Annotated in this window: 20 protein-coding genes; 17 read left to right on the top strand and 3 right to left on the bottom strand. The window is 67.9% G+C overall.

Annotated elements, in window-relative coordinates:
* Positions 1-43: 43 nt before the first annotated feature.
* Entirely contained in the window at positions 44-958 is a 915-nt protein-coding gene (locus ACSVDM_RS15010) for an EamA family transporter (protein WP_439265605.1), read from the bottom strand.
* 104 nt (positions 959-1062) lie between these two features.
* On the opposite strand from ACSVDM_RS15010, the gene ACSVDM_RS15005 reads away from it, so the two are divergent.
* On the top strand, positions 1063-1563 hold the full coding sequence (locus ACSVDM_RS15005; protein ID WP_439265603.1) for a MarR family winged helix-turn-helix transcriptional regulator: 501 nt from the start codon (positions 1063-1065) through the stop codon (positions 1561-1563).
* Between the two features lie 161 nt (positions 1564-1724).
* On the opposite strand, the gene ACSVDM_RS15000 is transcribed toward ACSVDM_RS15005, so the two are convergent.
* Positions 1725-3371, bottom strand: coding sequence for a SpoIID/LytB domain-containing protein (locus ACSVDM_RS15000; RefSeq protein WP_439265602.1), 1647 nt, complete (start codon positions 3369-3371; stop codon positions 1725-1727).
* 321 nt (positions 3372-3692) lie between these two features.
* Between ACSVDM_RS15000 and ACSVDM_RS14995 the strand changes: the two genes are divergently transcribed.
* Positions 3693-6149, top strand: a complete 2457-nt coding sequence (locus tag ACSVDM_RS14995; RefSeq protein WP_439265600.1) for an N-acetylmuramoyl-L-alanine amidase — start codon at positions 3693-3695, stop codon at positions 6147-6149.
* 121 nt (positions 6150-6270) lie between these two features.
* On the opposite strand, the gene ACSVDM_RS14990 is transcribed toward ACSVDM_RS14995, so the two are convergent.
* Positions 6271-7107 (bottom strand): HAD family hydrolase, encoded by an 837-nt coding sequence (locus ACSVDM_RS14990; RefSeq protein WP_181700242.1) that lies wholly within the window; start codon positions 7105-7107, stop codon positions 6271-6273.
* A 77-nt stretch (positions 7108-7184) separates the two neighbouring features.
* Between ACSVDM_RS14990 and ACSVDM_RS14985 the strand changes: the two genes are divergently transcribed.
* The 15 genes from ACSVDM_RS14985 (at position 7185) to ACSVDM_RS14915 (ending at position 25572) form a co-directional block, all read left to right on the top strand.
* The gene (locus ACSVDM_RS14985; protein WP_181700240.1) at positions 7185-8162 is read left to right on the top strand and encodes an ABC transporter permease; all 978 of its coding nucleotides are present in this window, start codon (positions 7185-7187) and stop codon (positions 8160-8162) included.
* Positions 8159-9127 (top strand): ABC transporter permease, encoded by a 969-nt coding sequence (locus ACSVDM_RS14980; RefSeq protein ID WP_439265598.1) that lies wholly within the window; start codon positions 8159-8161, stop codon positions 9125-9127. The genes ACSVDM_RS14985 and ACSVDM_RS14980 overlap by 4 nt, the downstream gene beginning before the upstream one ends.
* The gene (locus ACSVDM_RS14975; protein WP_439265596.1) at positions 9124-10968 is read left to right on the top strand and encodes an ABC transporter ATP-binding protein; all 1845 of its coding nucleotides are present in this window, start codon (positions 9124-9126) and stop codon (positions 10966-10968) included. The genes ACSVDM_RS14980 and ACSVDM_RS14975 overlap by 4 nt, the downstream gene beginning before the upstream one ends.
* A 16-nt stretch (positions 10969-10984) precedes the next feature.
* A complete protein-coding gene (locus ACSVDM_RS14970; RefSeq protein WP_439265594.1) occupies positions 10985-12676 on the top strand; it encodes an ABC transporter family substrate-binding protein in 1692 nt (563 codons plus the stop codon).
* A complete protein-coding gene (locus tag ACSVDM_RS14965) occupies positions 12673-14361 on the top strand; it encodes an ABC transporter family substrate-binding protein (protein ID WP_439265592.1) in 1689 nt (562 codons plus the stop codon). The genes ACSVDM_RS14970 and ACSVDM_RS14965 overlap by 4 nt, the downstream gene beginning before the upstream one ends.
* A 32-nt stretch (positions 14362-14393) precedes the next feature.
* On the top strand, positions 14394-16064 hold the full coding sequence (locus ACSVDM_RS14960) for an ABC transporter family substrate-binding protein (RefSeq protein WP_439265590.1): 1671 nt from the start codon (positions 14394-14396) through the stop codon (positions 16062-16064).
* A complete protein-coding gene (locus ACSVDM_RS14955) occupies positions 16061-16705 on the top strand; it encodes a hypothetical protein (RefSeq protein ID WP_439265588.1) in 645 nt (214 codons plus the stop codon). Before ACSVDM_RS14960 ends, ACSVDM_RS14955 begins: the two co-directional genes overlap by 4 nt.
* A gap of 159 nt (positions 16706-16864) precedes the next feature.
* The gene (locus tag ACSVDM_RS14950) at positions 16865-17650 is read left to right on the top strand and encodes a FadR/GntR family transcriptional regulator (RefSeq protein ID WP_439265586.1); all 786 of its coding nucleotides are present in this window, start codon (positions 16865-16867) and stop codon (positions 17648-17650) included.
* Positions 17651-17821: 171 nt separating this feature from the next.
* Complete coding sequence (locus tag ACSVDM_RS14945) at positions 17822-18448, top strand: sterol desaturase family protein (protein WP_439265782.1); 627 nt, start codon at positions 17822-17824, stop codon at positions 18446-18448.
* Positions 18449-18587: 139 nt separating this feature from the next.
* Positions 18588-20003: an MFS transporter gene (locus tag ACSVDM_RS14940; RefSeq protein WP_439265584.1), complete on the top strand. Its 1416-nt coding sequence runs from the start codon at positions 18588-18590 to the stop codon at positions 20001-20003.
* Between the two features lie 52 nt (positions 20004-20055).
* Positions 20056-20256 carry a heavy-metal-associated domain-containing protein gene (locus ACSVDM_RS14935; RefSeq protein ID WP_439265583.1) on the top strand — a complete coding sequence of 67 codons (201 nt, stop codon included), beginning with the start codon at positions 20056-20058 and terminating at the stop codon, positions 20254-20256.
* A gap of 20 nt (positions 20257-20276) precedes the next feature.
* Entirely contained in the window at positions 20277-21206 is a 930-nt protein-coding gene (locus ACSVDM_RS14930; RefSeq protein WP_439265581.1) for a hypothetical protein, read from the top strand.
* Between the two features lie 56 nt (positions 21207-21262).
* Positions 21263-23512 (top strand): heavy metal translocating P-type ATPase, encoded by a 2250-nt coding sequence (locus ACSVDM_RS14925; protein WP_439265579.1) that lies wholly within the window; start codon positions 21263-21265, stop codon positions 23510-23512.
* A gap of 142 nt (positions 23513-23654) precedes the next feature.
* Complete coding sequence (locus tag ACSVDM_RS14920; protein WP_439265577.1) at positions 23655-24794, top strand: serine hydrolase domain-containing protein; 1140 nt, start codon at positions 23655-23657, stop codon at positions 24792-24794.
* Between the two features lie 4 nt (positions 24795-24798).
* On the top strand, positions 24799-25572 hold the full coding sequence (locus ACSVDM_RS14915) for a MerR family transcriptional regulator (protein ID WP_439265575.1): 774 nt from the start codon (positions 24799-24801) through the stop codon (positions 25570-25572).
* The last annotated feature ends 43 nt before the right edge of the window (positions 25573-25615 follow it).

The following is a 25615-nucleotide window of genomic DNA, read 5'->3' as shown; positions in this document are numbered from 1 at the left end:
ACGCGGGTACTTCTTCGGGGCCCCAGTCCAACGGCACTCGGTCTCAGCGAGCGGCGACGACCGGTTCTCGTGGCACGGTCTCGACGCGGGCGGTCTTCGCCGGGAGCTGGCCGAGGACTGTGCCCGCGAGGGCGATGACGAGGCCGAGGACCTGGAGCGGGGCCAGTGCCTGGCTGAGCGCGAGCCAGCCGATGACGGCCGCGGTGACGGGACTGAGCAGGCCGAGGAAGGAGACCGAGGTGGCCGAGACGCGGGCGATGCCGCGGAACCACAGCCAATAGGCCAGGGCGGTGCCGATGACGCCGAGGTAGAGGTAGCCGCCGACGGCTTCGGCGTCGAGGGCGGGTGGGGCGCCTTCCACGAACAGGGCGAGCGGGGTGATGAGCAGGCCCGCGGCGGTGAGCTGCCAACCCGTGACGGTGAGCGGGCCGACGCCGGTCGGGTGGCCCCACTTCTTGGCGAGCACGGTGCCCGCGCCCAGCGAGGCGGCGGCCGCGAGGCCCGCGAGTACGCCGACCGTGTCGAGTTCGACAGTGCCGCGCAGGACGACGAGGCCGACCCCGAACACCCCGATCAGACCGGCGAGAACCTTACGGCGAGTAGGTGTTTCGGCCAGCAGCACGGCGGCGAAGCCGAGTGCGAACATGGGTGCGATCGCGGCGAGCACGCCCGCCACACCGCCGGGGAGCCGGTAGGCGGCCAGGAACAGCAGGGGGAAGAAGACGCCCATGTTGAGCGTGCCGAGCACGGCGGCGCGGCCGATCCAGATGCCGCGCGGCAGGGTGCGGGTGATGGCGAGCAGGACGAGACCCACGGGAAGTGCCCGCATGAGGGCGGTGAACAGTGGCCGGTCGGGCGGGAGGAATTCGGTGGTGACGGCGTAGGTGGAGCCCCAGGCGATGGGGGTGAGTGCGGTGAGGGCGAGGGTGCGCGCGTCGCCGTGGGTTGCGGTCGTCATGTTCGCTCCTGATTGATAATCTCAACGTTGAAATATCTACTCCTGGCGATGCCTCATCGTCAAGTAGATGAATGTTGAGATATTCAACGGAGAGAGGAACTCGCATGTCCGATGCCGTGGACTCGATCGTCGAACACTGGAATCGCGAACGCCCCGACGTCGACGTGTCGCCGATGGCGGTGATCGGCCGCATCACCCGCCTCGGCCGCCTCTTCGATCAGGAACTGCGCGCGTTCTTCGCCCAGCACGACCTCGAGCGCTGGGAATTCGACGTGCTCGCCACCCTGCGCCGCTCCGGCGGCACCAAGGGCCTCACCGCGGGCGCGCTCAACCGCGCCGCCATGGTCACCTCCGGCGCGATCACCAATCGCATCGACCGGCTCGCCGCGAAAGACCTGGTCCGCCGCGTCCCCTGCGCCGACGACCGCCGCTCGATCTTCGTCCAGCTCACCGACAAGGGCACCGAACTCGTCGACCGCCTGCTCCCCCTGCACGTCGCCAACGAGCAACGCCTCCTCGCTTGCCTCACCCCCGAAGACCGCGACAACCTCGTCGATCTCCTGCGCACGCTGTCCATCGCCCTGGGCGACACGTCGATCAGCTGACCGGAACCGTCACGAGGTCGCCCCGGCCCACGCGGACAAAGGGAGACCGACTGTGGGCGAGCTTCGCTCAGGAGTGCGCGATTTCGGCCGCAGCCGGACAGGGACGATCCTCGCATCCGGTGGCAGCTGCGTTGTTCGGCCGTGACGGAGACCGTCGTGCGCTATTCAGTCGGGACCGCGCTCGCCTGGAGTGGTGGCGGGACGGCACCCGGGTCCGGTTCGAGGATCTGTTCCGGCGCGAAGTTCGGGTCGGCGCCGGCGCTCACCTCCGGCGCCGGGTCCGGGGCACTGCCACCGCTCGGGTCAGAGGCACCGCTCGGGTCAGTGGCAGCGTTCGGGTCGGTGGCGGCGTTCGGGTCGGTGGCGGCGTTCGGGTCGGTGGCGGCGTTCGGGTTTGTGGCACCACTCGGGTCGGGAGCAGTGTTCGCGCCTGGGTCGCCGCTCGGGTCGGGGGCCGGGCCGACGTCGGCGAGGTTCGGGAGTTGGGGTGCGCCTTCGAGTGGCGTATCACTCTGCGGCCCAATTTTTTTCGGCGGTGTAGCGGCTGATCCGGGCAGCTGCTCGCCGACCTCGGGCACCAGCTGAAGCAGGGTGGAGAAGTCGACCACTTGGGCGCCAAGGGTTTTCGTCGCCACGATGACACCGTTGGTGTACAGGCGGTAGGTGCCCGCGCGTTGGGGCAGCATCATCTCCGGGCCGATGGGGGCGCCGATCGAACTGCCGGGACCACCGAGGCGGCGGTATTCGGTGTCGATCACCGACTCACCCGCCAGCGCTTCGATGGTCGGTCCGGGATCGGCGGGGAGCTCGGGAAGCGCTGGGATGGGCAGGGATTCGACGAGGTCGCCGGGGGCCGGGCCGACGGCGAAGGTTTCGATGTCGGCGGGTCGGCCGCCGTCGGGAGCGGCGGAGTACTCCGAGCGCAGGATCAGGCCGTCGCGCAGCAGTACCGTGCCGACGGTGGCGGCGACGGCGTCGGTGGTTCGCGCGTCTTCCTTGACCGTGCCGGGGTAGACCTGGCAGTCGGTGGTGTCGCAGGTCTGCGCGTACGGGTAGCGGTCTTCGGCGAGGGCGTAGGAGCGGGCGGCGATGGCCTGTGCGCGCAGGGCCTCGAATGCGCCCTGATCGGCCCAGTTGGCCTGCATTTCGGCGGGCAGAACGCCGGCGAGATAGTCCTCGATATCGACCTGGTTCACGGTCCGGTACGAGCCGTTCTCGAGTGCGACGCCGAGCGCGCCGCGATAGGCGGTGCCGCCGCAGAGGGTGAGGTGTTCGTCGGCGGGGCGGCCCGGCCCGGCACCGATCGGGTAGACGTACGGGTCGTCGGTTGCGCTCTGCCACAACACTTCTCCGTCACAACCGGCGGTCACCACCACGCTGGCGCCACCGTCTGGCATCGGGGTGAGGTGGGCGGCCTCGCCGGGTCCGATCATCCGGCCCGCGACCTGCGCGCCCGCGGCGGCATAGGTGTCGAGGGTGGCGTCGTCCTGGGCTTGCAGGCGTACGCCGATGGTGGTTGCTCCGATTTGGCCGAGTTCCGCCCCGGGGTAGTAGTGGCCGAGGATCTGCTCGGCGTTCCAGCCCGCGCGCGCGTTGTCGAAGGCGCCGACCTGGCTCATACCGCGGCCGTGCCCCGCGCCGACCGTCGGCTCCACGTCGGGCAGCAGTTGCCACAGCCCGAGTGCCCCGGTGAGCACGAGCGCCGTACCGCCCACCAGCACCGGAAGGGGTGGCGCCGCGAGTATCGGAACCGCACGGCGGCGGGTGCCGCGACGGGTCTTACGGGCGATCGAGGTATCCGCTCTCATCCTGCGCTCCCACGGTTCGGGGGTTCTACCGGCGGAGCTCGCGTCGGCATGTCGTCCGCGCCGAGCGGGTTCCGAGGGCTACATTCGAGCAATCACATAACTCTCGAGTTGAGGTTTAGATGTGTGACGTATGTTAACTAGTGTGGTGTGTGAGGCAAGAGGAAGCAAGCATCACTTGCCGGTGAGTAATGGCCACTGAAGAGGTTCTCGGCCCGCCTCGCTGCCGAGAACCCGCGGCGCCAGCCGCAGACAACACGAGCTCGACCCTGATTGGAGAGGCACGTGCGATACCGAAAGCCGAAACGTTCCTACGTGCTACCGGTGGTCACGACCCTCGCGGTCGCCGCGCCGATCGGCGCGTTCGCGCTCAGCGATTCGACCGATTACCGCAGCGCGAACAATTCCCAGTTCGCGGCGGTGCAGCCGGAGCTGTCGGAGGTCGCGCTCACGTCGGTCCCCGACATCACGATCCCCCTGCGCGAGCTGACCGGCCTCGACCTGCCCGACCTGCACCTGTCGGACCTGCGCATGCTCGGGCTGCCGTCGTCGATCCCGATCCCGCCCGGAATCCCCGCGCCCCCGGGCGTGGCGCTGCCGACCGAGATCCCGCTCCCCCAGATCCCCACCAAGGCTCCGTCGACGCCGACCGAGCAGGCCGCCCCGTCCGCCACCCCCGGCGCGGCGCCCGCGCCCGGACGCCCCCCGGCACCGACCACGGCAGTCCCGACAGCTCCCCCTGCGGCCGCGCCACCGGCTGCTCCCACACCGGCACCCGGCGCGCCCGCGCCTGCCGCGCCACCCGCCGCCGCGCCGGCACCAGCCGCCCCCGCGGCTCCGCAGGGCCAAGCGCCCGCACCAGCCGAATCAGCTCCGGCGCCGGGCGCGGCCGCGCCGAACGGCCAGGCACCGGCAGCCCCCGCCCAGGCACCGGGCGCCCCGCAAGACCAAGCCGCGCCCGCACCGCAGGCCCAGGTCCCGGCGGCCCGAAAGCTCCCTGCCGGAGCCAAATTCATCGCCGACCCGGAAAACCTGGAACCCGGCACCACCCCCGACACCCCGGCTCTCGCGCCGGGCGCGGTCGACCCGGAACTCGTCGACGAGGTCGGCGCCCAGGTCAAGGAGCTCACCCAGGAGACGCCGTTCAGCATGGTCGCCCTCACCGCGCGCGACCTGGTGAACACCACGACCAAGCTGCGCGCCCGCCAGCCGGACGGCAGCTGGGGGCCCTGGTACAACGCCGATCCGATCGACACGCGCGCCACCGATCAGACCCCGGCCGACGCACCGACCGGCACCGAACCGATCTACGTCGGCGAGACGACCGCCGTGCAGATGCTGGTGACCCGCAAGCCCACCGCGGGCCCGGATCACGACCCGGCGCACCTCACCGAGGCCGCGCTCAAGGCGGTGCTCATCAATCCGGGCCGGGCGGCGATCGATGCCGCGCTCAACGATGTGGCGGCGGCTCTGCCGGGCGGTGGTCCCAAGGTCATCACCCGGGCGCAGTGGGGTGCCGACGAGTCGATCCGCTGCCAGGAACCCACCTACGACGACGGCATCGGCGGCGTCACCGTGCATCACACGGCGGGCCGCAACGACTACAGCCGGGCCGAGTCGGCGGGCATCGTCCGCGCGATCTACGCCTATCACGCCGAAACCCTCGGCTGGTGCGACATGGGCTACAACGCCCTGGTCGACCAGTACGGGCAGATCTTCGAGGGCCGCTACGGCGGCCTCGACCGCGACGTGCAGGGCGCGCACGCGGGCGGGTTCAACGAGAACACCGCCGGTGTGGCGCTGATGGGCAACTACGAGAACGAGCAGCCGAGCAACGAGGCGATCACCGCGATCGGCCGGTTCATCGGCTGGCGCACCGGCATCGCCGGTCTCGATCCCGAGGGCGAGACCGTGATGTACTCCGAGGGCACCGAGTTCACCCCGTACGCCCAGGACGAGGCGGTGGAGTTGCCGGTGGTGTTCGCGCACCGCGACGTGGGCAACACCGACTGCCCCGGCGACGCCGCCTACGCCATGATGGACCGCATTCGCGCCATCGCCGCGGGCAATTCGGTCACCAACGACGCGTCGAGCACCCCGCATCGCCCGCCGAGTAATCAGGCGCGGGCGCCGCAGGGCAACATGGCCGAGCTGGGCGCGCTGGTGGACAAGTTCCTCGGCCTGTCGAGTGAGAATCCGATCGCCAAGCACTGGGTGAGCCGCGGTGGTGCCGACGGTCCGCTCGGCGCTCCGCAGGCGGATCTGCTCGCGGGTGCGGGCGGGCGTCAGTACGCGAAGTTCGCGAACGGGTTCGTGTATTCGGGCGAGAACGGTCAGGTGTTCGAGGTGGTCGGCGCGATTCTCGACCGCTATCTGAGTCTTGGTGCCGACGCGGGCGTGCTCGGCCCGCCGACGGGCAGTTCGTATCTGGTCCCGGACGGTCTCCGCACGGATTTCCAGAACGGTTCGCTGGTGCTCAACGAGCTCACCGGCATCGTCACCACCTTCTGGAAGACCTACAACGACACCTATGAGCAGGAAATGAACGGCAGCAAGCCGGAACAGGCACCGCCGACCACCGCGCCGACGCTCGGCCTGACGGTCCCGGCCGAACCCGGCGCACCGGAGTCCGCCGCACCGACCGGCCCGCAGTCGTCGACCACGGCGCCACCCGCGGGTTCACCGGCGCCCGCCGGTCCGCAGGCTCCGGCTGTGCAACAGGCCCCTGAACAGGGCGTTCCAGCACAATCGGCGCCCGCCGAGCCTGCCCCTGCGGGCTGACCTACCGCAGCAACGACAGAGCCGGTGCGCTCCTCCGGGAGAGCACCGGCTCTTCGTCATCAGCCCGGAAAGTTCACCGGTTCGGTCCCCGGGCTCATCGAGGCCGAGCACCGACAGCGCGCTAGGTCCACCACCGCTCGAGCACCATCGCCACCCCGTCGTCCACATTCGTCCCGGTCACCTCGTCGGCCGCCGCCCGCGCCTCGGGGTGCGCGTTCCCCATCGCGACTCCGTGCCCGGCCATCGTCAGCATCGGCACATCGTTGGGCATGTCCCCGAACGCGACGATCTCGTCCTCGCGCACGCTCATCCGCCGCGCCACCTCGGCCAGCCCGGACGCCTTGGTCACCCCCGGCACGGCGAGTTCGATCAGCCCGTGCTCGGTGGAGTAGGTGATCTCGGCACGGTCACCGATCAGCGGGGCCAGCGCCGCGCGCATCTCGGAACTGCGGGCCGTGCTGAGCCGGATCAGCATCTTGATGGCCGGTGCGTCGATCACCTCGGCATGCGAGACGACGGTGTCGTCGGGATTGAGCCACGCGTGTTCATACGTCGGCGAGCTGACGAACTGCGGCGTAGCGGCGTCGTGCGCGCTCACCCCCACCCGTTCGGCGGCGAGCCCGCACCCGGGTAACGCGCGTTCGGCGATCTCGGCGAGCCAGCCGAGGGTCTCGGTGTCGAGGGTGTGGCTGGCGAGCACGCGGTCGGTGGCGCTGTCGTAGACGACGGCGCCGTTTCCGCAGATGGCCAGCGGTGCGTAGCCGAGTTCGCTGACCACCGGGTCGATCCAGCGGGGCGGTCTGCCGGTGGCGAGCACGAAGGTGGCACCGTCGGCGAGGACAGCGCCGACGGCGGCCTTGGTGCGGGGCGAAATCCGGTCGGCGTCGTCGATGAGGGTGCCGTCGACGTCGGTGGCGACCAGCTTCGGTTTCGGGTGCGTGCTCGTCATCGTTTCCATCCTGCCGCACGTCGGCACGCGGCGGCGCGTGACTGTCCTTATGATCAGGGCTTGATTACCCGATCCAGAGGGGACTGATGACCGGCTTCTTGGTGCGGCGCGCGCTGAACTACCTCGTGCTCCTGTTGCTGGCTTCGTTTCTGACGTTCAGCCTCGCCTCACTCACCTTCCGTCCGCTCGACAGTCTCGAGCAGCGCAATCCGCGCCCACCGCAGTCGGTGATCGACGCCAAGGCCGAGCAGCTGCATCTCGACGAGCCGATCCCGCAGCGCTATCTCACCTGGCTCGGTGGTGTGGCGCAAGGAGATTTCGGGACGACGCTGGCCGGCCAGCCGGTGAGCGAGGAACTCGGCAGGCGGGTCGCGGTGAGTCTGCGGCTGTTGATCCTCGGATCGATCATCGGCACGGTCCTCGGTGTGCTGATCGGTGCGGCGGGGGCGATCAGGCAGTACAAATTCAGCGACTATTTCTCGACGGTGCTGTCGCTGCTGATCTTGTCCACACCGATCTTCCTCTTGGCGACATTGCTGAAATACGGTGCGCTGGAGATCAATACGCTCACCGGCAGCCAGATCTTCCTCTATACGGGTGAAACCTCGGCCACCGAGATCACGGGCCTGTGGAACCAGATCGTCGACCGGGTACAGCATCTCGTGCTGCCGACCTTGGCGCTCGCCCTCGGCGGCATGGCCGGGTACAGCCGCTATCAGCGCAACGCCATGCTCGATGTGCTGCAGAGCGATTTCATCCGGACCGCGAGAGCCAAAGGCCTGACCCGTAATCGGGCGCTCTACAAACACGGTCTGCGCACCGCGCTGATCCCGATGGCCACGATTTTCGCCTACAGTCTCGGCGGTCTCATCACCGGCGCCACCTTCACCGAGAAGATCTTCGGCTGGCACGGTGTCGGCGAGTGGCTGGTCGATTCGATCAATGCCCAGGACTTGTACGTGGTGGTCACCGTGACCGCGTTCGCCGGGCTCGTGGTGCTCGTGTCGGGCCTGCTGTCCGATATCGTTCTCGCCCTGCTCGACCCGAGGGTGCGTGTGTCATGACCGAGACCGAACTGATCGTCGTCGGCGCACCGGAGATCGCGGCGGCCGGTCGCCGCAAACTGGTGTGGCGGCGTTTCCTGCGCAACAAGCCCGCCGTGGCCGGTGCGGTGATCCTGGTGCTGCTGCTGATCGCCAGTTTCGCGCTGCCGCCGCTGCTGCCGTGGGACTACCAGCAGATGGACTACAAGGCGCTGATGAAGCCGCCGAGTCTCGAGCACCCGTTCGGCACCACCCAGATCGGGCAGGACGTGCTCGCCCAAACCCTGCGTGGCCTGCAGAAATCGCTCATCATCGGCTTCTGTGTCGCGCTGTTCTCCAGCGTGATCGCCGCGACCGCCGGTGCGGTGGCCGGCCTGCTCGGCGGCTGGACCGACCGGGCCATCATGTGGCTGGTCGACCTGCTGCTGGTGGTGCCCAGCTTCATCATCATCGCGCTGTTCGCCCCGCGCACCAAGGGTTCCGGGTCGATCGCGATCCTGATCGTGCTGCTCAGCGTGTTCGGCTGGATGATCGCCGCACGCATCATCCGTGGTCTCACACTCAGCCTGCGTGATCGCGAATTCGTCCGTGCCGCACGGTATATGGGCGCGCCGACGCGCAAGATCATCGTGAGCCACATCGTGCCGAACATCGCCTCGATCCTCATCATCGACACCACCCTCGCCGTGGGCGCGGCGATCATGGCCGAAACCGGTTTGAGCTTCCTCGGTTTCGGTGTGCAGCCGCCCGATGTGTCGCTGGGTTCGCTGATCGCCGCGGGCACCAAGTCGGCGCTCACCTATCCGTGGTTGTTCCTGTTCGCCGGTGGGCTGCTCATCACGATCGTGTTGTGCGCCAACCTCGTCGGTGACGGTCTGCGTGACGCGTTCGACCCCGGTGCCCGTGGTGCGCGCAAGTGGCGCAAGGACAGCGCCGAGCGCAAGGACCAGGCGCAGGTGGAGTTGAAGAAAGCCGAGAAGCGATGACGAATTCGACCGCACCGCTGCTGGAAGTCACCGATCTGCGTGTGTCGTTCCCCGGCGAGGAGGGCCGCGTCGAGGCCGTGCGCGGGGTGAACTACACCGTGTCCGACGGTGAGGTCCTCGCGATCGTCGGCGAGTCCGGTTCCGGTAAGTCGGTGTCCTCGCTCGCGGTGATCGGGCTGCTGCCCGAGCAGGCGCGGGTGCAGGGTTCGGTGCGGTTGCGTGGCCGCGAACTGCTCGGCCTCGGCGACAAGCAGATGTCGAAGCTGCGCGGTTCCTCGATCAGCATGGTGTTCCAGGACCCGCTCTCGGCGCTCACGCCGGTCTACCGGGTGGGCGATCAGGTGGCCGAGGCGCTGCTCGCGCACGGCAAGATGAACCGCAAGGAAGCCGGCGAAAAGGCCGTCGAGCTGCTCGAACTCGTCGGCATCCCCGATGCCCGTGCGCGTTCGCGTGCCTTCCCGCACGAGTTTTCCGGCGGTATGCGTCAGCGGGTGGTGATCGCGATGGCCATCGCCAACGATCCCGCCCTCATCATCTGCGACGAGCCGACCACCGCGCTCGACGTCACCGTGCAGGCGCAGATCCTCGACCTGCTGCGCAAGGCGCGCGACATCACCGGTGCCGGCGTTATCATGATCACCCACGACATGGGTATCGCGGCGACGCTCGCCGACCGGGTCGCGGTCATGTACGCCGGGAAGGTCGTCGAAACGGCACCGGTGACAGAACTTTTCGCGGCGCCACGCATGCCGTACACGGTCGGTCTGCTCGGTTCCATCCCCCGCATGGACGGTCCCGCCCGCACCCCGCTGATCCCGATCGTCGGCGCACCGCCCGCCATGCACGCCCTGCCGCCGGGGTGTTCGTTCGCGCCGCGCTGCCCCGTCTCGATCGACGACTGCACCGCCGCCGAACCCCCGCTCGAGCGGGTGAGCCAAGGTCATTCGGCGGCCTGCATCCGCACCGCCGAACTCGGCACGCCGGAACTGTTCGACGCCTACCGCGCCGACATCGCGGCCCAGCCGCATCCCGACCGCACCGATGACGACGTGGTCCTCCGGGTCACCGACCTGGTGAAAACCTTCCCGCTCACCTCGGGTGTGCTGTTGCGGCGGCGCACCGGCGAGGTGCGGGCCGTCGACGGGATCGGTTTCAGTGTGCGCGCGGGCCGCACCCTGGCGCTGGTCGGCGAATCCGGTTCGGGCAAGTCGACGACGCTCACCCAGATCATGGATCTGGTTCGCCCCCAATCGGGTTCGATCGAGGTGCTCGGTCACGATGTCGCCACGCTCACCAAGGCGCAGATCCGGGAGATCCGGCGCAAGATGCAGATCGTCTTCCAGGACCCGAGCGCCTCGCTCGACCCGCGCCTGCCGATCTTCGACGTGCTCGCCGAACCCTTGCGCATCGACGGCCGTTCCCGCGACGAGGTGAACAAGCGGGTGCCGGAGTTGTTGCGGCAGGTCGGGCTGCGGCCCGAGCACGCCGACCGGTACCCCTCGGATTTCTCCGGCGGGCAGAAGCAGCGCATCAGCATCGCGCGGGCGCTCGCGCTCGACCCGTCCTTGCTCGTCCTGGACGAACCGGTGTCGTCGCTGGACGTGTCGATTCAGGCCGGTGTGCTGAATCTGCTGCGCGATCTGCAGGCCGAGCGAGGACTGTCGTATCTGTTCGTGTCGCACGACCTGTCGGTGGTGCGCAATCTCGCCCACGACATCGCGGTGATGTTGCGCGGCAAGATCGTCGAATCCGGTCCGGCGGAGCAGATTTTCGCGAATCCTCAGCACGAGTACACCCGCTCGCTGATCGCGGCCGTGCCCGAACCCGCCGTGAGCGGCTGACCTTGGAGGAGACGCCATGAGAACCCGACGCCTACGCACGCACGGTGCCCGGCTGCGCTGTGCGGCCGTGGTGGTGGCCGCCGGGATGATCGTGGCGGGTTGTGGTGGCGGTGACGACGCGGCCGACGGGTACACCGGCGCGATCGGCAGCTCCATCGACATCAATCCCACCGAAGTCGGGGAACTGCGCGAGGGCGGGAATCTGCGCCTGGCCGTCACCTCGTATCCGGCGAACTGGAACACGCTGTCCAACGACGGCAACGACGGGGAGATCGGCGAGATCGTGCGCGCCATGCTGCCGCGCGCGTTCGAAGTGGACGCGTCTGGTCAGCTGACGGTCGACACCGACTTCTTCACCGGCGTGGAGTTGACCAGCACCGATCCGATGCGGGTGACGTACACGATCAATCCCTCGGCGGTGTGGTCCGACGGCACGCCCATCACCTGGGAGGACATCGCCGCCCAGGCCAACGCGCTGAGCGGGCGCGACAAGCGGTACCTGATCGCGATCACCAACGGTTTCGAATTCGTCGAGAAGGTGGAGCGCGGCGTCGACGACCGGCAGGCGGTACTCACCTTCAACACCCCCTACGCCGACTGGCGCGGACAGTTCGCGGGCAACACCAACCTCTACCCGAAGTCGGTGACCAGCACGCCCGAAGCGTTCAACACCAGCCTCGCCGATGCGATGGGTGTGTCGGCCGGGCCGTTCATCGTCACCGGAACCGATCGGGGTCAGGGCCGGATCACGTTGGGCCGCAACCCCCGCTGGTGGGGTGACAAGCCGGTGCTCGACACCATCACCTACTCTGTGCTCGACCATTCGTCGTGGGTGCAGGCATTGCAGAACAACGAACTCGACCTGGTCCGGTTGACCACCCTCGAAGATGTGCAGACCGTGCGCGGCACCGAAGGGCTCGTCGTGCGCCGCGCACCGGGTAATCGCTGGCGCCACATCACTTTCAACGGCGCACCCGGTTCCATCCTGGCCGATCAAGGCGTGCGCGTTGCCATTTCGAAGGCCATCGACCGTCAGCACATCGTCGATGCTTTGCAGGGTGGCCTCGTCGAAAAGCCGACGCCGTTGAACAACCACATCTTCCTGCAGGGCCAAAAGGGTTACCAGGACAACAGTCTCGGCTTCGACCCCGACGCCGCCGCCCGCGAACTCGATGCGCTCGGCTGGAAACTCAACGGCGACGTCCGCGAGAAAGACGGCCGCAAACTCGTCATCCGCGACGTGATGTACAACGACCCGACCTGGGTGCAGATCGCCCAGATCATCCAGCAGAACCTGGCCGCGATCGGCGTCGGCCTCACCATCGACACCAAACCGGGCGCCGGCTATTTCACCGACGTCATCCAGCCCGGCGACTTCGACGCCGCCCAATTCATCTTCCAGGGCGACCCGTTCCCGCTGAGCAGCATCCGCCAGATCTACTACTACGACCCCGACGACCTCCAGGGCAATTACGGCCGCATCGGCTCCCCCGAACTCAACGCCCTCATCGAACGCACCCTCACCGAACTCGACCCGGAAAAGTCCATCGAACTCGCCAACCAAGTCGACCGCAAAGTCTTCGAAGAAGGCCATTCCCTGCCACTCATGCAAACCGACGGAAGCGTCGGCGCCCGCTCGACCCTCGCCAATATCGGTTCACCGGGACTGGCCACCTACGACTACACGAAGATCGGATTCCTGAAATGACCACAGCTACCTATGGTTCCCGGCTGCGTCGCGCCGGATTTCGCGTCGCCGCACCAGTGGCCGCGCTGACGCTGCTGCTCGGTGGTTGTGGTTCCGGTCCCGAGCTGGAGACCGGGTCGAGTTCGATCACGGCGATGAACGACATCAACCCCAAGGAACGCGACGAATTGCGGGACGGCGGCAATCTCCGCCTGCCGCTCACCGGTTTCCCGCCCACCTTCAATGCCAATCACATCGACGGCGACAGCGAGGTGAGCGATGTGGTCGGGTGGACGCTGCCCGGCACCATCAATGCCGATGCGGCAGGCAACATCACGGTTGACCACAACTATTTCACCGACGTGCAGCTCACCAACACCGAGCCGCAGCAGGTGACATACACGATCAATCCGAAGGCGGTGTGGTCGGACGGTTCGCCCATCACCTGGGAGGATCTGAAGTCGCAGGCACATGCTTTGAGTGGTCGCGATCTCGGTTATCAGGTGTCGGCGACGCAGGGCTACGACCGCGTCGAGAAGGTCGAGCGCGGCGTCGACGACCGGCAGGCGATCGTCACCTACGCCAAGCACTACGCCGAATGGCAGGGTCTGTTCAATCCGCTGTACCCGAAGCAGAGCACCGCAACGACCCAGGCCTTCGATGACATGTACCGCAACGAAATGCCGCTGTCGGCGGGGCCGTTCATGGTGACGGGGATCGACCGCGCGCAGCAGCGCATCACCTTGAACCGCAACCCGAAATGGTGGGGTGACACCCCGAAGCTCGACACGGTCACCTACAGCGTTCTCGACTATTCGGCACGTCTGAACGCTCTGCAGAACAACGAACTCGACGCTGCGACGGTTTCGGGCATCGATGAGGTGAAGACCGCGAGCAATTCCCCCGGCATCAAGGTGCGCCGCGCCCCCGCGCCGCGGTTCTCGCACTTCACTTTCAACGGCGCGCCCGGTTCCATCCTGGCCGACCCGAAGCTGCGCGTCGCGATCTCCAAAGGCATCGACCGTCAGGCCATCGCCACCGCCACCCAGAACGGCATCGTCACCGACCCGAAGCCGCTGAACAACCACATCTACCTCGACGGGCAGAAGGGCTATCAGGACAACGCCCAGTCGGTGGCCTACGACCCCGCCGAAGCAGCCCGCATGCTCGACGAACTCGGCTGGAAACTCAACGGCGACGTCCGCGAGAAGGACGGCCGCAAACTCGAGATCCGCGACGTGATGTACCAGCAGGACAGCTGGGTGCAGATGGCCCAGATCGCCCAGCAGAACCTGGCCCAGATCGGGGTGAAACTGCACATCGAGACCTACCCGGGCAACGGCCTGTTCACCGATGTCATCGACCCGGGCAACTTCGATATCGCCCAGTTCACCTGGTCCAAGAGCATCTTCCCGCTCGGTGCGCTCCCGCAGATCTACGCCTACAACCCGGAAAATCCGCTCAGCAACAAGGGCCGCATCGGCTCACCCGAACTGAACGCCCTGATCGAGGAGATCATCTCCGAGCTCGACCCGGAGAAGGCGATCGACATGGCCAACGAGGCCGACCGGATCATCTTCGAATCCGGTTTCTCCCTGCCCATCGTGCAGTCGGCGGGCACGGTCGCGGTGCGCGAAACCCTCGCCAATTACGGTGCCTCGGGCTTGGCTTCCTACGACTACACCAAGGTCGGCTTCGTCAAGTGACCTCGGCCCGCTTACGGAAAGGGCGCAACCCCATGCGAATTCGCTCGCTCGGTACCCGATTCGCGGTGCCATGTGTGGCCATCGGCCTGATCCTGTCCGGGTGTTCGGGCGACACCGGCGGTTCCTCCGGGACCAATCTCATCGGTACCGGCAACGACATCAATGCCCACGATGTGGCCGACCTGCGCGACGGCGGCAATCTGCGGTTGGTGCTGACCGCACTGCCCGAGACATTCAACTATTTGCAGGTCGACGGGACTACCGAGAACACCGGCGATGTGATCGAGCCGCTGCTGCCTTCGCCCTACACCAGCAACGCCGCAGGCGAATTGTCGGTCAATCACGACTATTTCACCGATATCCAGCTCACCGGCACCAACCCGCAACAGGTGACGTACACGATCAATCCGAAGGCCGTGTGGTCCGACGGAACGCCCATCACCTGGGAGGATCTTCGCTCGCAAGCGGCGGCGCTCAGTGGCCGTGACCCGGCATTTCTGATTTCGGCGACCAGCGGGTTCGAGCGCGTGGAGAAGGTGGAACGCGGTGTCGATGATCGGCAGGCCGTCGTCACCTTCTCGCAGCCGTATGCCGAATGGCAGGGACAGTTCAGTCCGCTGTATCCGAAGGCGAGCACCGAATCGGCCGCGGCGTTCAACGACCGTGACCGCAACGGTCTCGTGGTGAGCGCCGGCCCGTTCCAGATCAGCTCGATCGACCGCACCCAGAACCGGATCGTCCTGTCACGCAATCCGGCCTGGTGGGGCGCGGCACCCAAACTCGACACGATCACCTTCAGCGTGCTCGACAGTTCCGCTTGGCTGCCCGCCATCCAGAACAACGAACTCGACGTCGCCTACATGTCCGGCATCGAGAATGTCACCGGCGCCAAGCAGGCGGCGGGCGTGGTGCTGCGGCGCACACCGGAACCGAGCTGGTCGCACATCACGTTCAACGGCGCGCCCGGCTCGCTGCTCGAGGACCCCCAGTTGCGGATCGCGCTGTCCAAGGCGATCGACCGGCAGGGCATCGTCAATGCCGCGCAGAACGGCGTGGTCGACGATCCGAAGCCGCTGAACAACCACATCTACATGCAGGGCCAGAAGGGGTACCAGGACAATTCCGGACCCATCTCCTTCGACCCGACCGCGGCGGCGAAGATGCTCGACGACCTCGGCTGGAAACTCAACGGTGAGGTCCGCGAGAAGGACGGGCGCAAGCTCGAACTCCGCGATGTGATGTACCAGCAGGACGGCTGGGTGCAGACCGCGCAGATCGTGCAGCAGAACCTGGCACAGATCGGCGTGAAGCTGAACATCCAGACGGTGCCGGGTGCGGGGCTTTTCAAGGACGTGATCGACCCGGGCAACTTCGAACTGGCCCAGTTCAGTTGGGGCGGAAGCGTGCTGCCGCTCGGTGCGTTGCCGCAGATCTACGCCTACGACCCGAACAACTTGAAGTCCAACAAGGCCCGGATCGGGTCGCCGGAGCTGAACGCGCTCATCGAACGCACGATCTCCGAACTCGATCCCGACAAGGCGCGCGAACTCGCCAACGAATGCGACAAGCTGATCTTCGCTTCCGGCTATTCGATTCCGCTGCAACAGGCTTCGGGCACCTATGCCGTGCGGGAGAACCTCGCCAACTACGGAGCGTTCGGCCTCGCGTCACCCGACTACACCAAGGTCGGCTTCCTGAAGTGAGCCTGCGCGCCCTCACCTATCCACTGGCGGTCACATGCGGCACCCTCGTCGTCATCGCGGCGTGGGTGCCGTTCGCCGACCTGGATCAGGTGAGTGCGCTGGCCGTGGTGGCGTTGGGGGTGCTCGGGTACACCGGCTATCAGATGACGCTGGCGTTCGGGGTGCTGCCCAGTGGGGTCGCGGCGCGGCGGGACGGCGGCGGGATCGCGGCGGGGCGGCGGGTTCGGCAGCAGCATCGGCTGGTGAGCCGGTCGTTCCTGGAGATCAGCGTGGGTGAGCGCACGGTGTGGCAGCCGGTGTTCTACGAACCGGCACTGTCCACCCTCACCCCCACCGACCTGGACATCACCCCGCGCTCGATTTCCGCTGGCTCGACCCGGTTCTTCCCCTCCGGCCGGGCACGCACCACCGAACCCCCGGGCAAGCTCGTCGACAACCCCACCCGTCCCGCCGACCCACCCGCCTTCACCCCGACCCGGCGCCTGATCCTCGACGCCCAATCCACGGTCGCCGCCCCTTTCGCCGGCCTCCTCTGGGTCTACGTCATGAACGGCGGCCTCCCCGCCTTCATCGGCGCCACCACCGTCACCGCCGCCACCGCCACCTGGCTCTCCGCCATCCGAGGCTCCGACCCCAGCTGAACGGTTGATCACCACGCTGTGGTGGCGACATCGGCTGAGTAGCTTCCGCCGCCAGAGTGTGGTGATCGCGCGTCCCCGATTCGTGAGCGTGGGGCGAGTACCGGTTGCGGACTGGTCTTACCACTTGACCAGCTGGCCAGGCGGGCGCATGCTTGGGATATGGCGTGGACTCCTGTTGTGAAGCGGTCGGTATCCGGAGACGTGTTCGAGCAGATTGCCGAGCAGGTCTTGGGTGGGGAGCTGGCGGTGGGCAGTTCGTTGCCGAGTGAGCGGCAGCTGGCCGAGGCGCTGGGAGTTTCACGGCCTGCGGTGCGGGAGGCGTTGCAGCGGTTGGCGGCGGCGGGGTTGGTCTCGGTGCGGCAGGGGGAAGCGACGACCGTGCTGGATTATCGGCGCAGTTCGGGGTTGGAGGTGCTGCCACGGCTGTTGCTTCGGGGGGACTCGATCGATCCGGCGGTCGCGCGGAGCATCCTCGAGGCGCGGTTGCACAACGGGCCGAAGATCGCCGAGCTCGCCGCGCGCCGGGTGCGCAGGGAGGCCGCTCGCGGGGGCGGCACGGCCTTGTCGGCCGAGGCCGCGCCGACGCCCATCGCGGAATCGGCGGTGGACGGCGAGTTGACGCTCCTGCACGACTCGGTCGAAAGGCTTGTCGCCGCGTCGGATCCACTCACCCAGCAGCGGATCGCGCTCGAATTCTGGGATCACGTGCTCGATCTCGCCGACTCGATCGCGTTCCGGCTGATGTATTCCATGCTGCGCGCCGCCTACGAACCCGCGTTGGCCGCGCTCGCGCCGATCATGTCCGCCGAGGTGGGCAATGGGGGCGCGTATCGAGACCTGGCCGCCGCGATCGACGCGGGCGAGCCGGAACGGGCCGCCGAACGCGCTCGGGCACTGCTCGAGCCGGCGACCACCGCTCTCATCCATGCCCTCGACGGGGCATGATCCACCCGAGGAAGCACCATGACTACTGACCGTCCGACAACGTCGTCGCACGAAACCCCGACCGGCACAAGCGAGAAGGCTCCCGAACGGACCGGCTCGGGCTCCGCCGAGCACCTGCCTCGCACGAAGCGAAGCGAATCCGCAGGCAGCACGGGCCGAATTCGCCGCAGCATGTCCCTGGGCGCGGCGGGGCGAGAATTCCTTCGGCATCCGTCGCCGTGGATGATCGGCGCGGTCCTGGTCGTCGCCTTGGTCGCACGCGTGCTGGTCGGAGATTGGCAGCTCACCGACGCACTGGTGCCGATCCTGATCCTCGCGGCATTCCCGCTGATCGAATGGGTCATCCATGTCACCGTTTTGCATTGGCGGCCAAAGCATCTAGGCCCTATTACCCTCGACAGCGAGTTGGCCCGCAAGCACCGCGCCCACCACACCGATCCCCGCGATGTGCCACTGATCTTCATCCCGCCGAAGTCGCTACTGCTCACCATCGTCACCCTGGTGGCGATCGCGCTGCTCGCGTTCCCGCGCCTCGGCCTCGGCCTCACCTTCCTGCTCACCATCACCGTTCTCGGCCTGCTCTACGAGTGGACGCACTACCTGATCCACACCGACTACAAGCCGAAACACACCGCGTATCGGGCGATTTGGCGTAATCATCGCCATCACCACTACAAGAACGAGCACTACTGGTTCACGGTCACCACCACCGGCACGGCCGATCGACTGCTCGGCACCGCGCCGGACCCGGCCACCACGCCCACCTCACCGACCGCGCGAAACCTGCACGCACACTGACCCTCTCGTCCCGACGCCCGGCTCGCACCCCGCGAACCGGGCGTTTCGCCGTTCGAGCACATTCATGCTTGACACCTTTATACCCTAGGGGGGTAAGGTACCGTCCACGAGACGCACTCAGCTCGAAAGGACGAAAGTCGTGACTACGCAATCGCAATCCACCCGCAGGTGGTGGGCGCTGGCGGTGATCGCCGCCGCGCAATTCATGGTCATCATGGACACCTCGATCATCGGGATCGCGCTGCCCAAGATGCAGGCCGAACTCGGCTTCACCCCCGGGAATCTCACCTGGGTCTTCAATGCCTACGTGATCGCCTTCGGCGGTCTGCTCCTACTCGGCGGACGGCTGTCGGACCTGTTCGGTGCCCGCCGGGTGTTCGGGGCGGGCTGGCTGGTGCTGGCCGTCGGCTCGGTGATCGCCGGTGCCGCGGGCTCGGTCGGCGTCGAGCTGGCCGGTCGGGCGATCCAAGGAGCCGGTTCGGCGCTGATCGCACCGTCGGCGCTCACGCTGCTGATGATGCTGTTCGGCGGTACGCCACAGGAACTCACCAAGGCACTCGCGGTGTACGGAGCGGCTGCGCCGGCAGGCGGTACGGCGGGCGTGTTCCTGGGTGGCGTCATCACCGAATATGTGAGCTGGCCTTGGGTTTTCTACATCAACATCCCGATCGCCGTGCTCGCGCTGATCGCGGTTCCGCTGTTGATGCCCGCCGCACCCGCCCGTAAGGGATCCATCGACCTCGCCGGATCCGTCACTGTGACAGCCGGTTTGGCCGCGGCCGTGTACGCCATCGTGCAGGCGCCGGAGGTCGGCTGGGCATCCGGGCAGACCTGGGGTGTGCTCGCCGTGGCCGCCGCCTTGCTCGCCGGTTTCGTCGCCATCCAGTCGCGCCGCTCGGAACCGCTGATGCGGCTGAGCATCTTCCGCGCACCGAACCTGGCCGCCGCCAACTTCGCCCAGTTCGCGCTGGCCGCCGCCTGGGTGCCGATGTGGTTCTTCCTCAACCTGTACCTGCAGCAGGTACTCGGCTACAGCGCGTTCCCCTCGGGCGCGGCACTGCTGCCGATGACGACGCTCATCATGCTCGGCATGGTCGTGCTCGCCCCGAAGGCGATGCAGCGGTTCGGCGCCAAGCCGATGATCGTGACCGGTCTGGTTGTGCTCGGTCTCGGCCTGGGCATCATGTCGCTGGTCCGCCCCACCGGCAATTTCTGGGTCGACGTGCTGCCGGCCTCGCTGGTGACCGCGGGCGGTATGTCGCTGGCGTTCATCCCCTCGCTCGGCACCGCCATCTCGGCCGCGCGACCGGAGGAGGGCGGGCTCGCCTCGGGCATCGTCAACGTCAGCTACCAGGTGGGTTCGGCGCTCGGCCTGGCCGCGATGACGGCGGTGGCGGCCGCGTTCGGCGCGGGTGAACTGGGTGATCCGACGGCGCTCACCGACGGCTACTCCGCCGCCTTCCTCGGCGCGGGCCTGCTGGCCCTCGTCGGCGCGGGCATCGCGGCGGCAACCCTGCGCAGCCCCGCCGAGGACAAGACCCCCGCCCAGGTTTGACAACCTACCCTAGGGGGGTATGGTAACTATGACGACGACAGAGGAGAACATCATGAGCACCACCGTGACCGTCACCGGCATGACCTGCGGCTGCTGCACCAACAAGGTGCGCGACAAGGTCGGCGCCCTGCCGGGCGTCACCGGCGTCGAGGTCGACCTGGCCGCAGGCTCGGTGACCATCGAAGGCGCCACCCCCGACCGCACCGCCCTCGCCGACGCCGTCACCGCGGCCGGCTTCCAGCTCGCAGACTGAAACCGAAACGGAGCATCCCGATGAACGCAACAGGCAAGTTCGCCGGATTCACCCTCGGCCTCGCGGCGGTCTTCGGGATCGCTCTGGGTGTCGGCGCCCTGGTCGGCCCGGAGCCCACCCAGGCTCCGGCCGGGCACGGCGAGCACTCGGCGGCGGCACCGGCCGGTGACCTGCCCGGTGGCCTGCTGGTCACCGACCAGGGCTACACGCTGGCGCTCGACACGACGGTCGTGAAGAGCGCGGCGCAGACGCCCGTCTCGTTCCGCATCCTCGACGCGACCGGCGCACCGCTCACCGAGTACCAGACCAGCCACGACAAGGACCTGCACCTGATCGTGGTCCGCCGCGACATGGCCGCCTTCCAGCATGTCCACCCGGTGCTCGACGCCGCGGGCACCTGGTCGGTGCCGCTGAACCTGAGCCGGGCGGGCGACTACCGGGTGTTCGCCGACTTCACCCCGGCGGGCGGGTCGAACCTGACCCTCGGCGCCGACCTGCGCGTGGCAGGCAACTACGACGTGCAGGCACTACCCGCACCCGCGGCCACCGCCAAGGTCGGCGAGTACACCGTCGCGCTGAACGGAACCGTGGCTCCGGGCCAGTCCTCGAAGGTCACGCTGTCGGTGAGCCGCAACGGCACACCGGTCACCGACCTGCAGCCCTACCTCGGCGCCTACGGTCACCTGGTCGCCCTGCGCGCCGCCGACCTCGCCTACCTGCACGTTCACCCCGAAGGCACGCCCGGCGACGGCGTGACACCGGCCGGTCCGGGCATCGACTTCGTGGTGAACGCACCGAGCGCGGGCGACTACCGTCTGTTCCTCGACTTCCAGCACCAGGGCGTGGTCCGCACCGCCGAGTTCACCCTGCGCGTCGCCCAGTCGGGTGCGAGCACTCCCGCACCGACCGGCGCGCCGGCCGACCACGGCACCCCCGGCCACGGCCACTGAGCACCACCCGCAAACCTTCAGCAAGAATCGATATCAGGAAACGATCGGAGCACCCCATGACCGCCGTGACACACCCACCGGGCACCGGCCAGGTAGAACTGGTGATCGGTGGCATGACCTGCGCTTCCTGCGCGAACCGCATCGAGAAGAAGCTCAACAAGCTCGATGGCGTCACCGCGACCGTCAACTACGCCACCGAGAAGGCGCGCGTGGATGTCACCGGTGACGTGTCCCCCGAGGAACTGATCGCCACCGTCGAGCAGGCCGGCTACACCGCGGCACTGCCCGCCCTGAAGCAACCCGAGACCACCGACGCGCCCACCGAGGACGACCCGACCGCATCGCTGCGCACCCGCCTGCTGGTGTCGCTGGTGCTCACCGTCCCGGTGATCGCGATGGCGATGATCCCCGCTCTGCAGTTCACCAACTGGCAGTGGCTCTCGCTCACCCTGGCCGCGCCGGTCGTGATCTGGGGCGCGCTGCCGTTCCACAAGGCGGCCTGGACCAACCTGAAGCACGGCACCGCGACCATGGACACCCTGGTGTCGATGGGCACGCTCGCCGCGTTCGGGTGGTCGCTGTACGCCCTGTTCTGGGGCACCGCGGGCACACCCGGCATGACGCACCCGTTCGAATTCACCATCGCCCGGATGGACGGCACCGGCAGCATCTACCTCGAGGCCGCCGCGGGCGTCACCACGTTCATCCTGGCCGGACGCTACTTCGAGGCCAGGTCCAAGCGCCGCGCCGGTGCCGCGCTGAAGGCGCTGCTCGAGCTGGGCGCCAAGGACGTGGCCGTGGTGCGGGGCGGCGTGGAGACACGAATCCCGGTGGAGCAGTTGGCCGTCGGTGACGTGTTCGTCGTCCGGCCCGGTGAGAAGATCGCCACCGACGGTGTGGTGACCGAGGGTTCCTCGGCCGTCGACGCCTCCATGCTCACCGGCGAATCGGTGCCGGTGGAGGTCGGCGTTGACGACACCGTCACCGGTGCGACAGTGAACGTCGGTGGACGACTCCTGGTGCGCGCCAGCAGAATCGGCTCCGACACCCAGCTCGCCCAGATGGCGCAGATGGTCGAGGACGCGCAGACCGGCAAGGCGCAGGCCCAGCGGCTGGCCGACAAGATCTCGGGCATCTTCGTCCCGATCGTCATCGCCCTGGCCGTCGCCACCCTCGGGTTCTGGCTGGGCACCGGCGGTTCCATCGCCGCCGCCTTCACCGCCGGAGTCGCGGTGCTCATCATCGCCTGCCCGTGCGCCCTCGGCCTGGCCACCCCGACCGCGCTGATGGTCGGCACCGGACGCGGCGCGCAGCTCGGCATCCTCATCAAGGGCCCCGAGATGCTGGAATCGACCCGCAAGGTCGATACCATCGTGCTGGACAAGACCGGTACCGTCACCACCGGCAAGATGACCCTGCTCGACGTGATCCCCGCCGAGGGTGAGGACAAGGCCCGCGTGCTGGAACTGGCCGGTGCGCTCGAGGATTCCTCGGAGCACCCGATCGCCCAGGCGATCGCCAAGGCCGCACGTGATGCCGGAACGTTGCCCGAGGTGGAGGGTTTCGCCAATATCGAAGGTCTCGGTGTGCAGGGTGTCGTCGACGGTCACGCCGTGATCGTGGGCCGGGCCCGGCTGCTGGCCGACTGGTCGCAGCCCCTCGGTGACGACCTCGCCGCCGCCATGGCCGACGCGGAATCGACGGGTAAGACCGCCGTGGCGATCGGCTGGGACGGCAAGGCACGCGGCGTGCTCGCGGTCGCCGACGCGGTGAAACCGACCTCCGCACAGGCCATCTCGCAGTTCCGCCGGCTCGGCCTCACCCCGATCCTGCTCACCGGCGACAACGCCCGCGCGGCGAACGCCATCGCCGCCGAGGTGGGTATCGAGCAGGTGATCGCCGAGGTACTGCCGCAGGACAAGGTGGAAACGGTCAAGCGGTTGCAGGCCGAGGGCAAGGTCGTCGCCATGGTCGGTGACGGCGTGAACGACGCACCGGCCCTGGCCCAGGCCGATCTCGGCCTGTCGATGGGTACGGGAACCGACGTGGCCATCGAGGCCGCCGATCTCACCCTGGTGCGTGGTGACCTGCGGGCCGCGGCCGACGCGATCCGCCTCTCGCGCCGCACCCTGGCCACGATCAAGGGCAACCTGTTCTGGGCATTCGCCTACAACGTGGCCGCGATCCCGCTGGCCATGGCGGGCCTGCTCAACCCGATGCTGGCCGGTGCCGCGATGGCGTTCAGCTCGGTCTTCGTGGTGAGCAACAGCCTGCGGTTGCGTCGGTTCAAGTCGACCGCGCAGTAGCGCGCGGAAAGAGCGGGGCGGCAGTTACCTTGCCGCCCCGCTCTTTCGGTGATCCAGATCACTCTTGCGGTTGACCTAAGGTCAAGGTGGAGCCTTGGTCGCAGCGGCGGGAAAGCCGATCACGCGAACAGGAGCGATCACCATGTCGAACACGAACACCCTTGCCACTCAGGACCGTCCGGAACTCCAGGAACTCATCGAGCGCATCGTCGACAGCGGTTTCGTCGGTGCGTCACTGCGGGTGAACGACGAGCGCGGCGAGTGGGCGGGCAGCGCGGGAGTAAGCGAACTCGGCGCCACCACACCGCCGCCCGTCGACGGTCACGTCCGAATCGGCAGCAATACCAAGACTTTCACCGCCGCCATCGTGCTGCGGCTGGTCGCCGAGGGCCGGATCGAGCTGGACGCCCCGGCGATCCGCTACCTGCCCGACTACGCGCTCGACGAGCGGGTCACCGTCCGAATGCTGTTGCAGCACACCAGCGGGATCTTCAATATCACCGGCGAGCTGTACGAGGACGGCACCATCGTGCCCGGCGTGCCCTCCACCATCGCGGGCAAGGAGTGGGTCGACAAGCGGTTCGAGACCTACCGACCGGAGGACCTGGCCACCCTCGCCCTCTCGAAGCCTGCGCGATTCGAGCCCGGGACCGGCTGGAGCTATTCGAACACCAACTACATCATCGCCCGGTTGCTGGTGGAGCAGATCACCGGCCGCTCGCTCGCCGAGGAGGCGCAGCGCCTGATCTTCGGCCCGCTCGGCATGACCGACACCGTGCTGCCCGGCGCCTCGACGGATCTGCCCGAACCGCACCCGCACGCCTACTACCGCTACAGCGACGGCGGCGAGCAGCACACCGTCGACGTCACCCTGCACAACCCGTCCTGGGTCTGCACCGGCGGTGACATGATCTCGACCACCGCCGACCTGCACACCTTCATCCGCGCCCTGCTCGACGGCACGCTGCTGCCCGAACCGCTGCTGGCCGAGATGCTGCGCACCCACGACACCGGGATCCCCGGCATGCCCTACGGGCTCGGGGTGTTCGTGCAGGAAACCGAGGGCGGCGCCACCTTGATCACCCACAACGGCGGGATCGCCGGTTACGCGACACTGATGTACAGCACCCCCGACGCGAGCGTGACCATGACCGCGTACCTGACCTTCGTCGACGACGCGGAGATGACACTGGCGCCGGTCTTCCAGGTCACGCAGAAGACGCTGGTCGAAGCGGTGTTCGGCGGTGAACCGGGAAACGCGCTGTCGGACAAGGCAAGCTGAGCACATGCGGAACGGGGTGACGATCGGGCAGGCGGCGGCGTTCGTCGGTGTCACGGTGAAGACGGTGCGGCACTATCACAAGCTCGGCCTGGTGACCGAGCCCGAGCGGGACAGCGCCGGGTACCGGCGGTACGGCTCGGCCGAACTGTTGCGGCTGGTCCAGGTGCGGACGCTGGCCGCCGCCGGGGTGCCGCTGGCCGACATCGAACCCCTGCTCGACGCCGACGCCGACCAGTTCGCCACCGCCCTGGCCGACGTCGGACGTCAGCTCACCGAGCGCATCGAGGAGCTCACCGCCCGGCGCGACACGCTGCACCGGCTCAGCGACGGCAATCGAGCCCTGCTGCCCGACCGCGCGGTCGCGATGCTGGAACGGATGCCGAGCCTCGGTTTTCCCGAGGCCGAGGTCGCGGCGACCAGGGAGGGCTGGGTGCTGGCGCGGGCCCTGGTCCCCGACGGGTTCGACGACTACCTCACCGACGTCGAGAACGCCATCGAGGACCCGGATTTCGTCGCCCTGCTGCGGCGCGGTGTCGAGGCCGCGGCCTGGGCCCCCGACGATCCCCGCATCGAGGATCTCGCCGACGAGATGATCGAGCACTACCTCGCCAACCCGGCGCACCTGAGAATCGTGACCGGCATGCAGGCTCGCACCGAGGCCGCGACCCGCTACCAGCTCATCGCCCACCACGGCCACGAACCCACCTCGACCGCGGGCGTGCTCGGCGCCCTCGTCGAGACCAAGCTGCGCGCGGCGGGCATCCACATTCCGAGGTAGTGCCGCGGCACTGCAACACGGCAGCACGAGCTCCGGCGTGTGG

It is taken from the genome of Nocardia sp. JW2, from assembly GCF_051843015.1.
Lineage (GTDB): Bacteria > Actinomycetota > Actinomycetes > Mycobacteriales > Mycobacteriaceae > Nocardia > Nocardia coubleae.
The sequence above is the reverse complement of the archived record's forward strand: the minus strand, read 5'-3'. Positions and strand labels throughout refer to the sequence as shown.

Excerpts from the sequence above, each read along its gene's own strand:
- ACSVDM_RS15010 (WP_439265605.1), bottom strand. The coding sequence starts at position 958 with ATGACGACCGCAACCCACGGCGACGCGCGCACCCTCGCCCTCACCGCA.
- ACSVDM_RS15005 (WP_439265603.1), top strand. The coding sequence starts at position 1,063 with ATGTCCGATGCCGTGGACTCGATCGTCGAACACTGGAATCGCGAACGC.
- ACSVDM_RS15000 (WP_439265602.1), bottom strand. The coding sequence starts at position 3,371 with ATGAGAGCGGATACCTCGATCGCCCGTAAGACCCGTCGCGGCACCCGC.
- ACSVDM_RS14990 (WP_181700242.1), bottom strand. The coding sequence starts at position 7,107 with ATGGAAACGATGACGAGCACGCACCCGAAACCGAAGCTGGTCGCCACC.
- ACSVDM_RS14985 (WP_181700240.1), top strand. The coding sequence starts at position 7,185 with ATGACCGGCTTCTTGGTGCGGCGCGCGCTGAACTACCTCGTGCTCCTG.
- ACSVDM_RS14980 (WP_439265598.1), top strand. The coding sequence starts at position 8,159 with ATGACCGAGACCGAACTGATCGTCGTCGGCGCACCGGAGATCGCGGCG.
- ACSVDM_RS14975 (WP_439265596.1), top strand. The coding sequence starts at position 9,124 with ATGACGAATTCGACCGCACCGCTGCTGGAAGTCACCGATCTGCGTGTG.
- ACSVDM_RS14970 (WP_439265594.1), top strand. The coding sequence starts at position 10,985 with ATGAGAACCCGACGCCTACGCACGCACGGTGCCCGGCTGCGCTGTGCG.
- ACSVDM_RS14965 (WP_439265592.1), top strand. The coding sequence starts at position 12,673 with ATGACCACAGCTACCTATGGTTCCCGGCTGCGTCGCGCCGGATTTCGC.
- ACSVDM_RS14960 (WP_439265590.1), top strand. The coding sequence starts at position 14,394 with ATGCGAATTCGCTCGCTCGGTACCCGATTCGCGGTGCCATGTGTGGCC.
- ACSVDM_RS14950 (WP_439265586.1), top strand. The coding sequence starts at position 16,865 with ATGGCGTGGACTCCTGTTGTGAAGCGGTCGGTATCCGGAGACGTGTTC.
- ACSVDM_RS14945 (WP_439265782.1), top strand. The coding sequence starts at position 17,822 with ATGTCCCTGGGCGCGGCGGGGCGAGAATTCCTTCGGCATCCGTCGCCG.
- ACSVDM_RS14935 (WP_439265583.1), top strand. The coding sequence starts at position 20,056 with ATGAGCACCACCGTGACCGTCACCGGCATGACCTGCGGCTGCTGCACC.
- ACSVDM_RS14930 (WP_439265581.1), top strand. The coding sequence starts at position 20,277 with ATGAACGCAACAGGCAAGTTCGCCGGATTCACCCTCGGCCTCGCGGCG.
- ACSVDM_RS14925 (WP_439265579.1), top strand. The coding sequence starts at position 21,263 with ATGACCGCCGTGACACACCCACCGGGCACCGGCCAGGTAGAACTGGTG.
- ACSVDM_RS14920 (WP_439265577.1), top strand. The coding sequence starts at position 23,655 with ATGTCGAACACGAACACCCTTGCCACTCAGGACCGTCCGGAACTCCAG.
- ACSVDM_RS14915 (WP_439265575.1), top strand. The coding sequence starts at position 24,799 with ATGCGGAACGGGGTGACGATCGGGCAGGCGGCGGCGTTCGTCGGTGTC.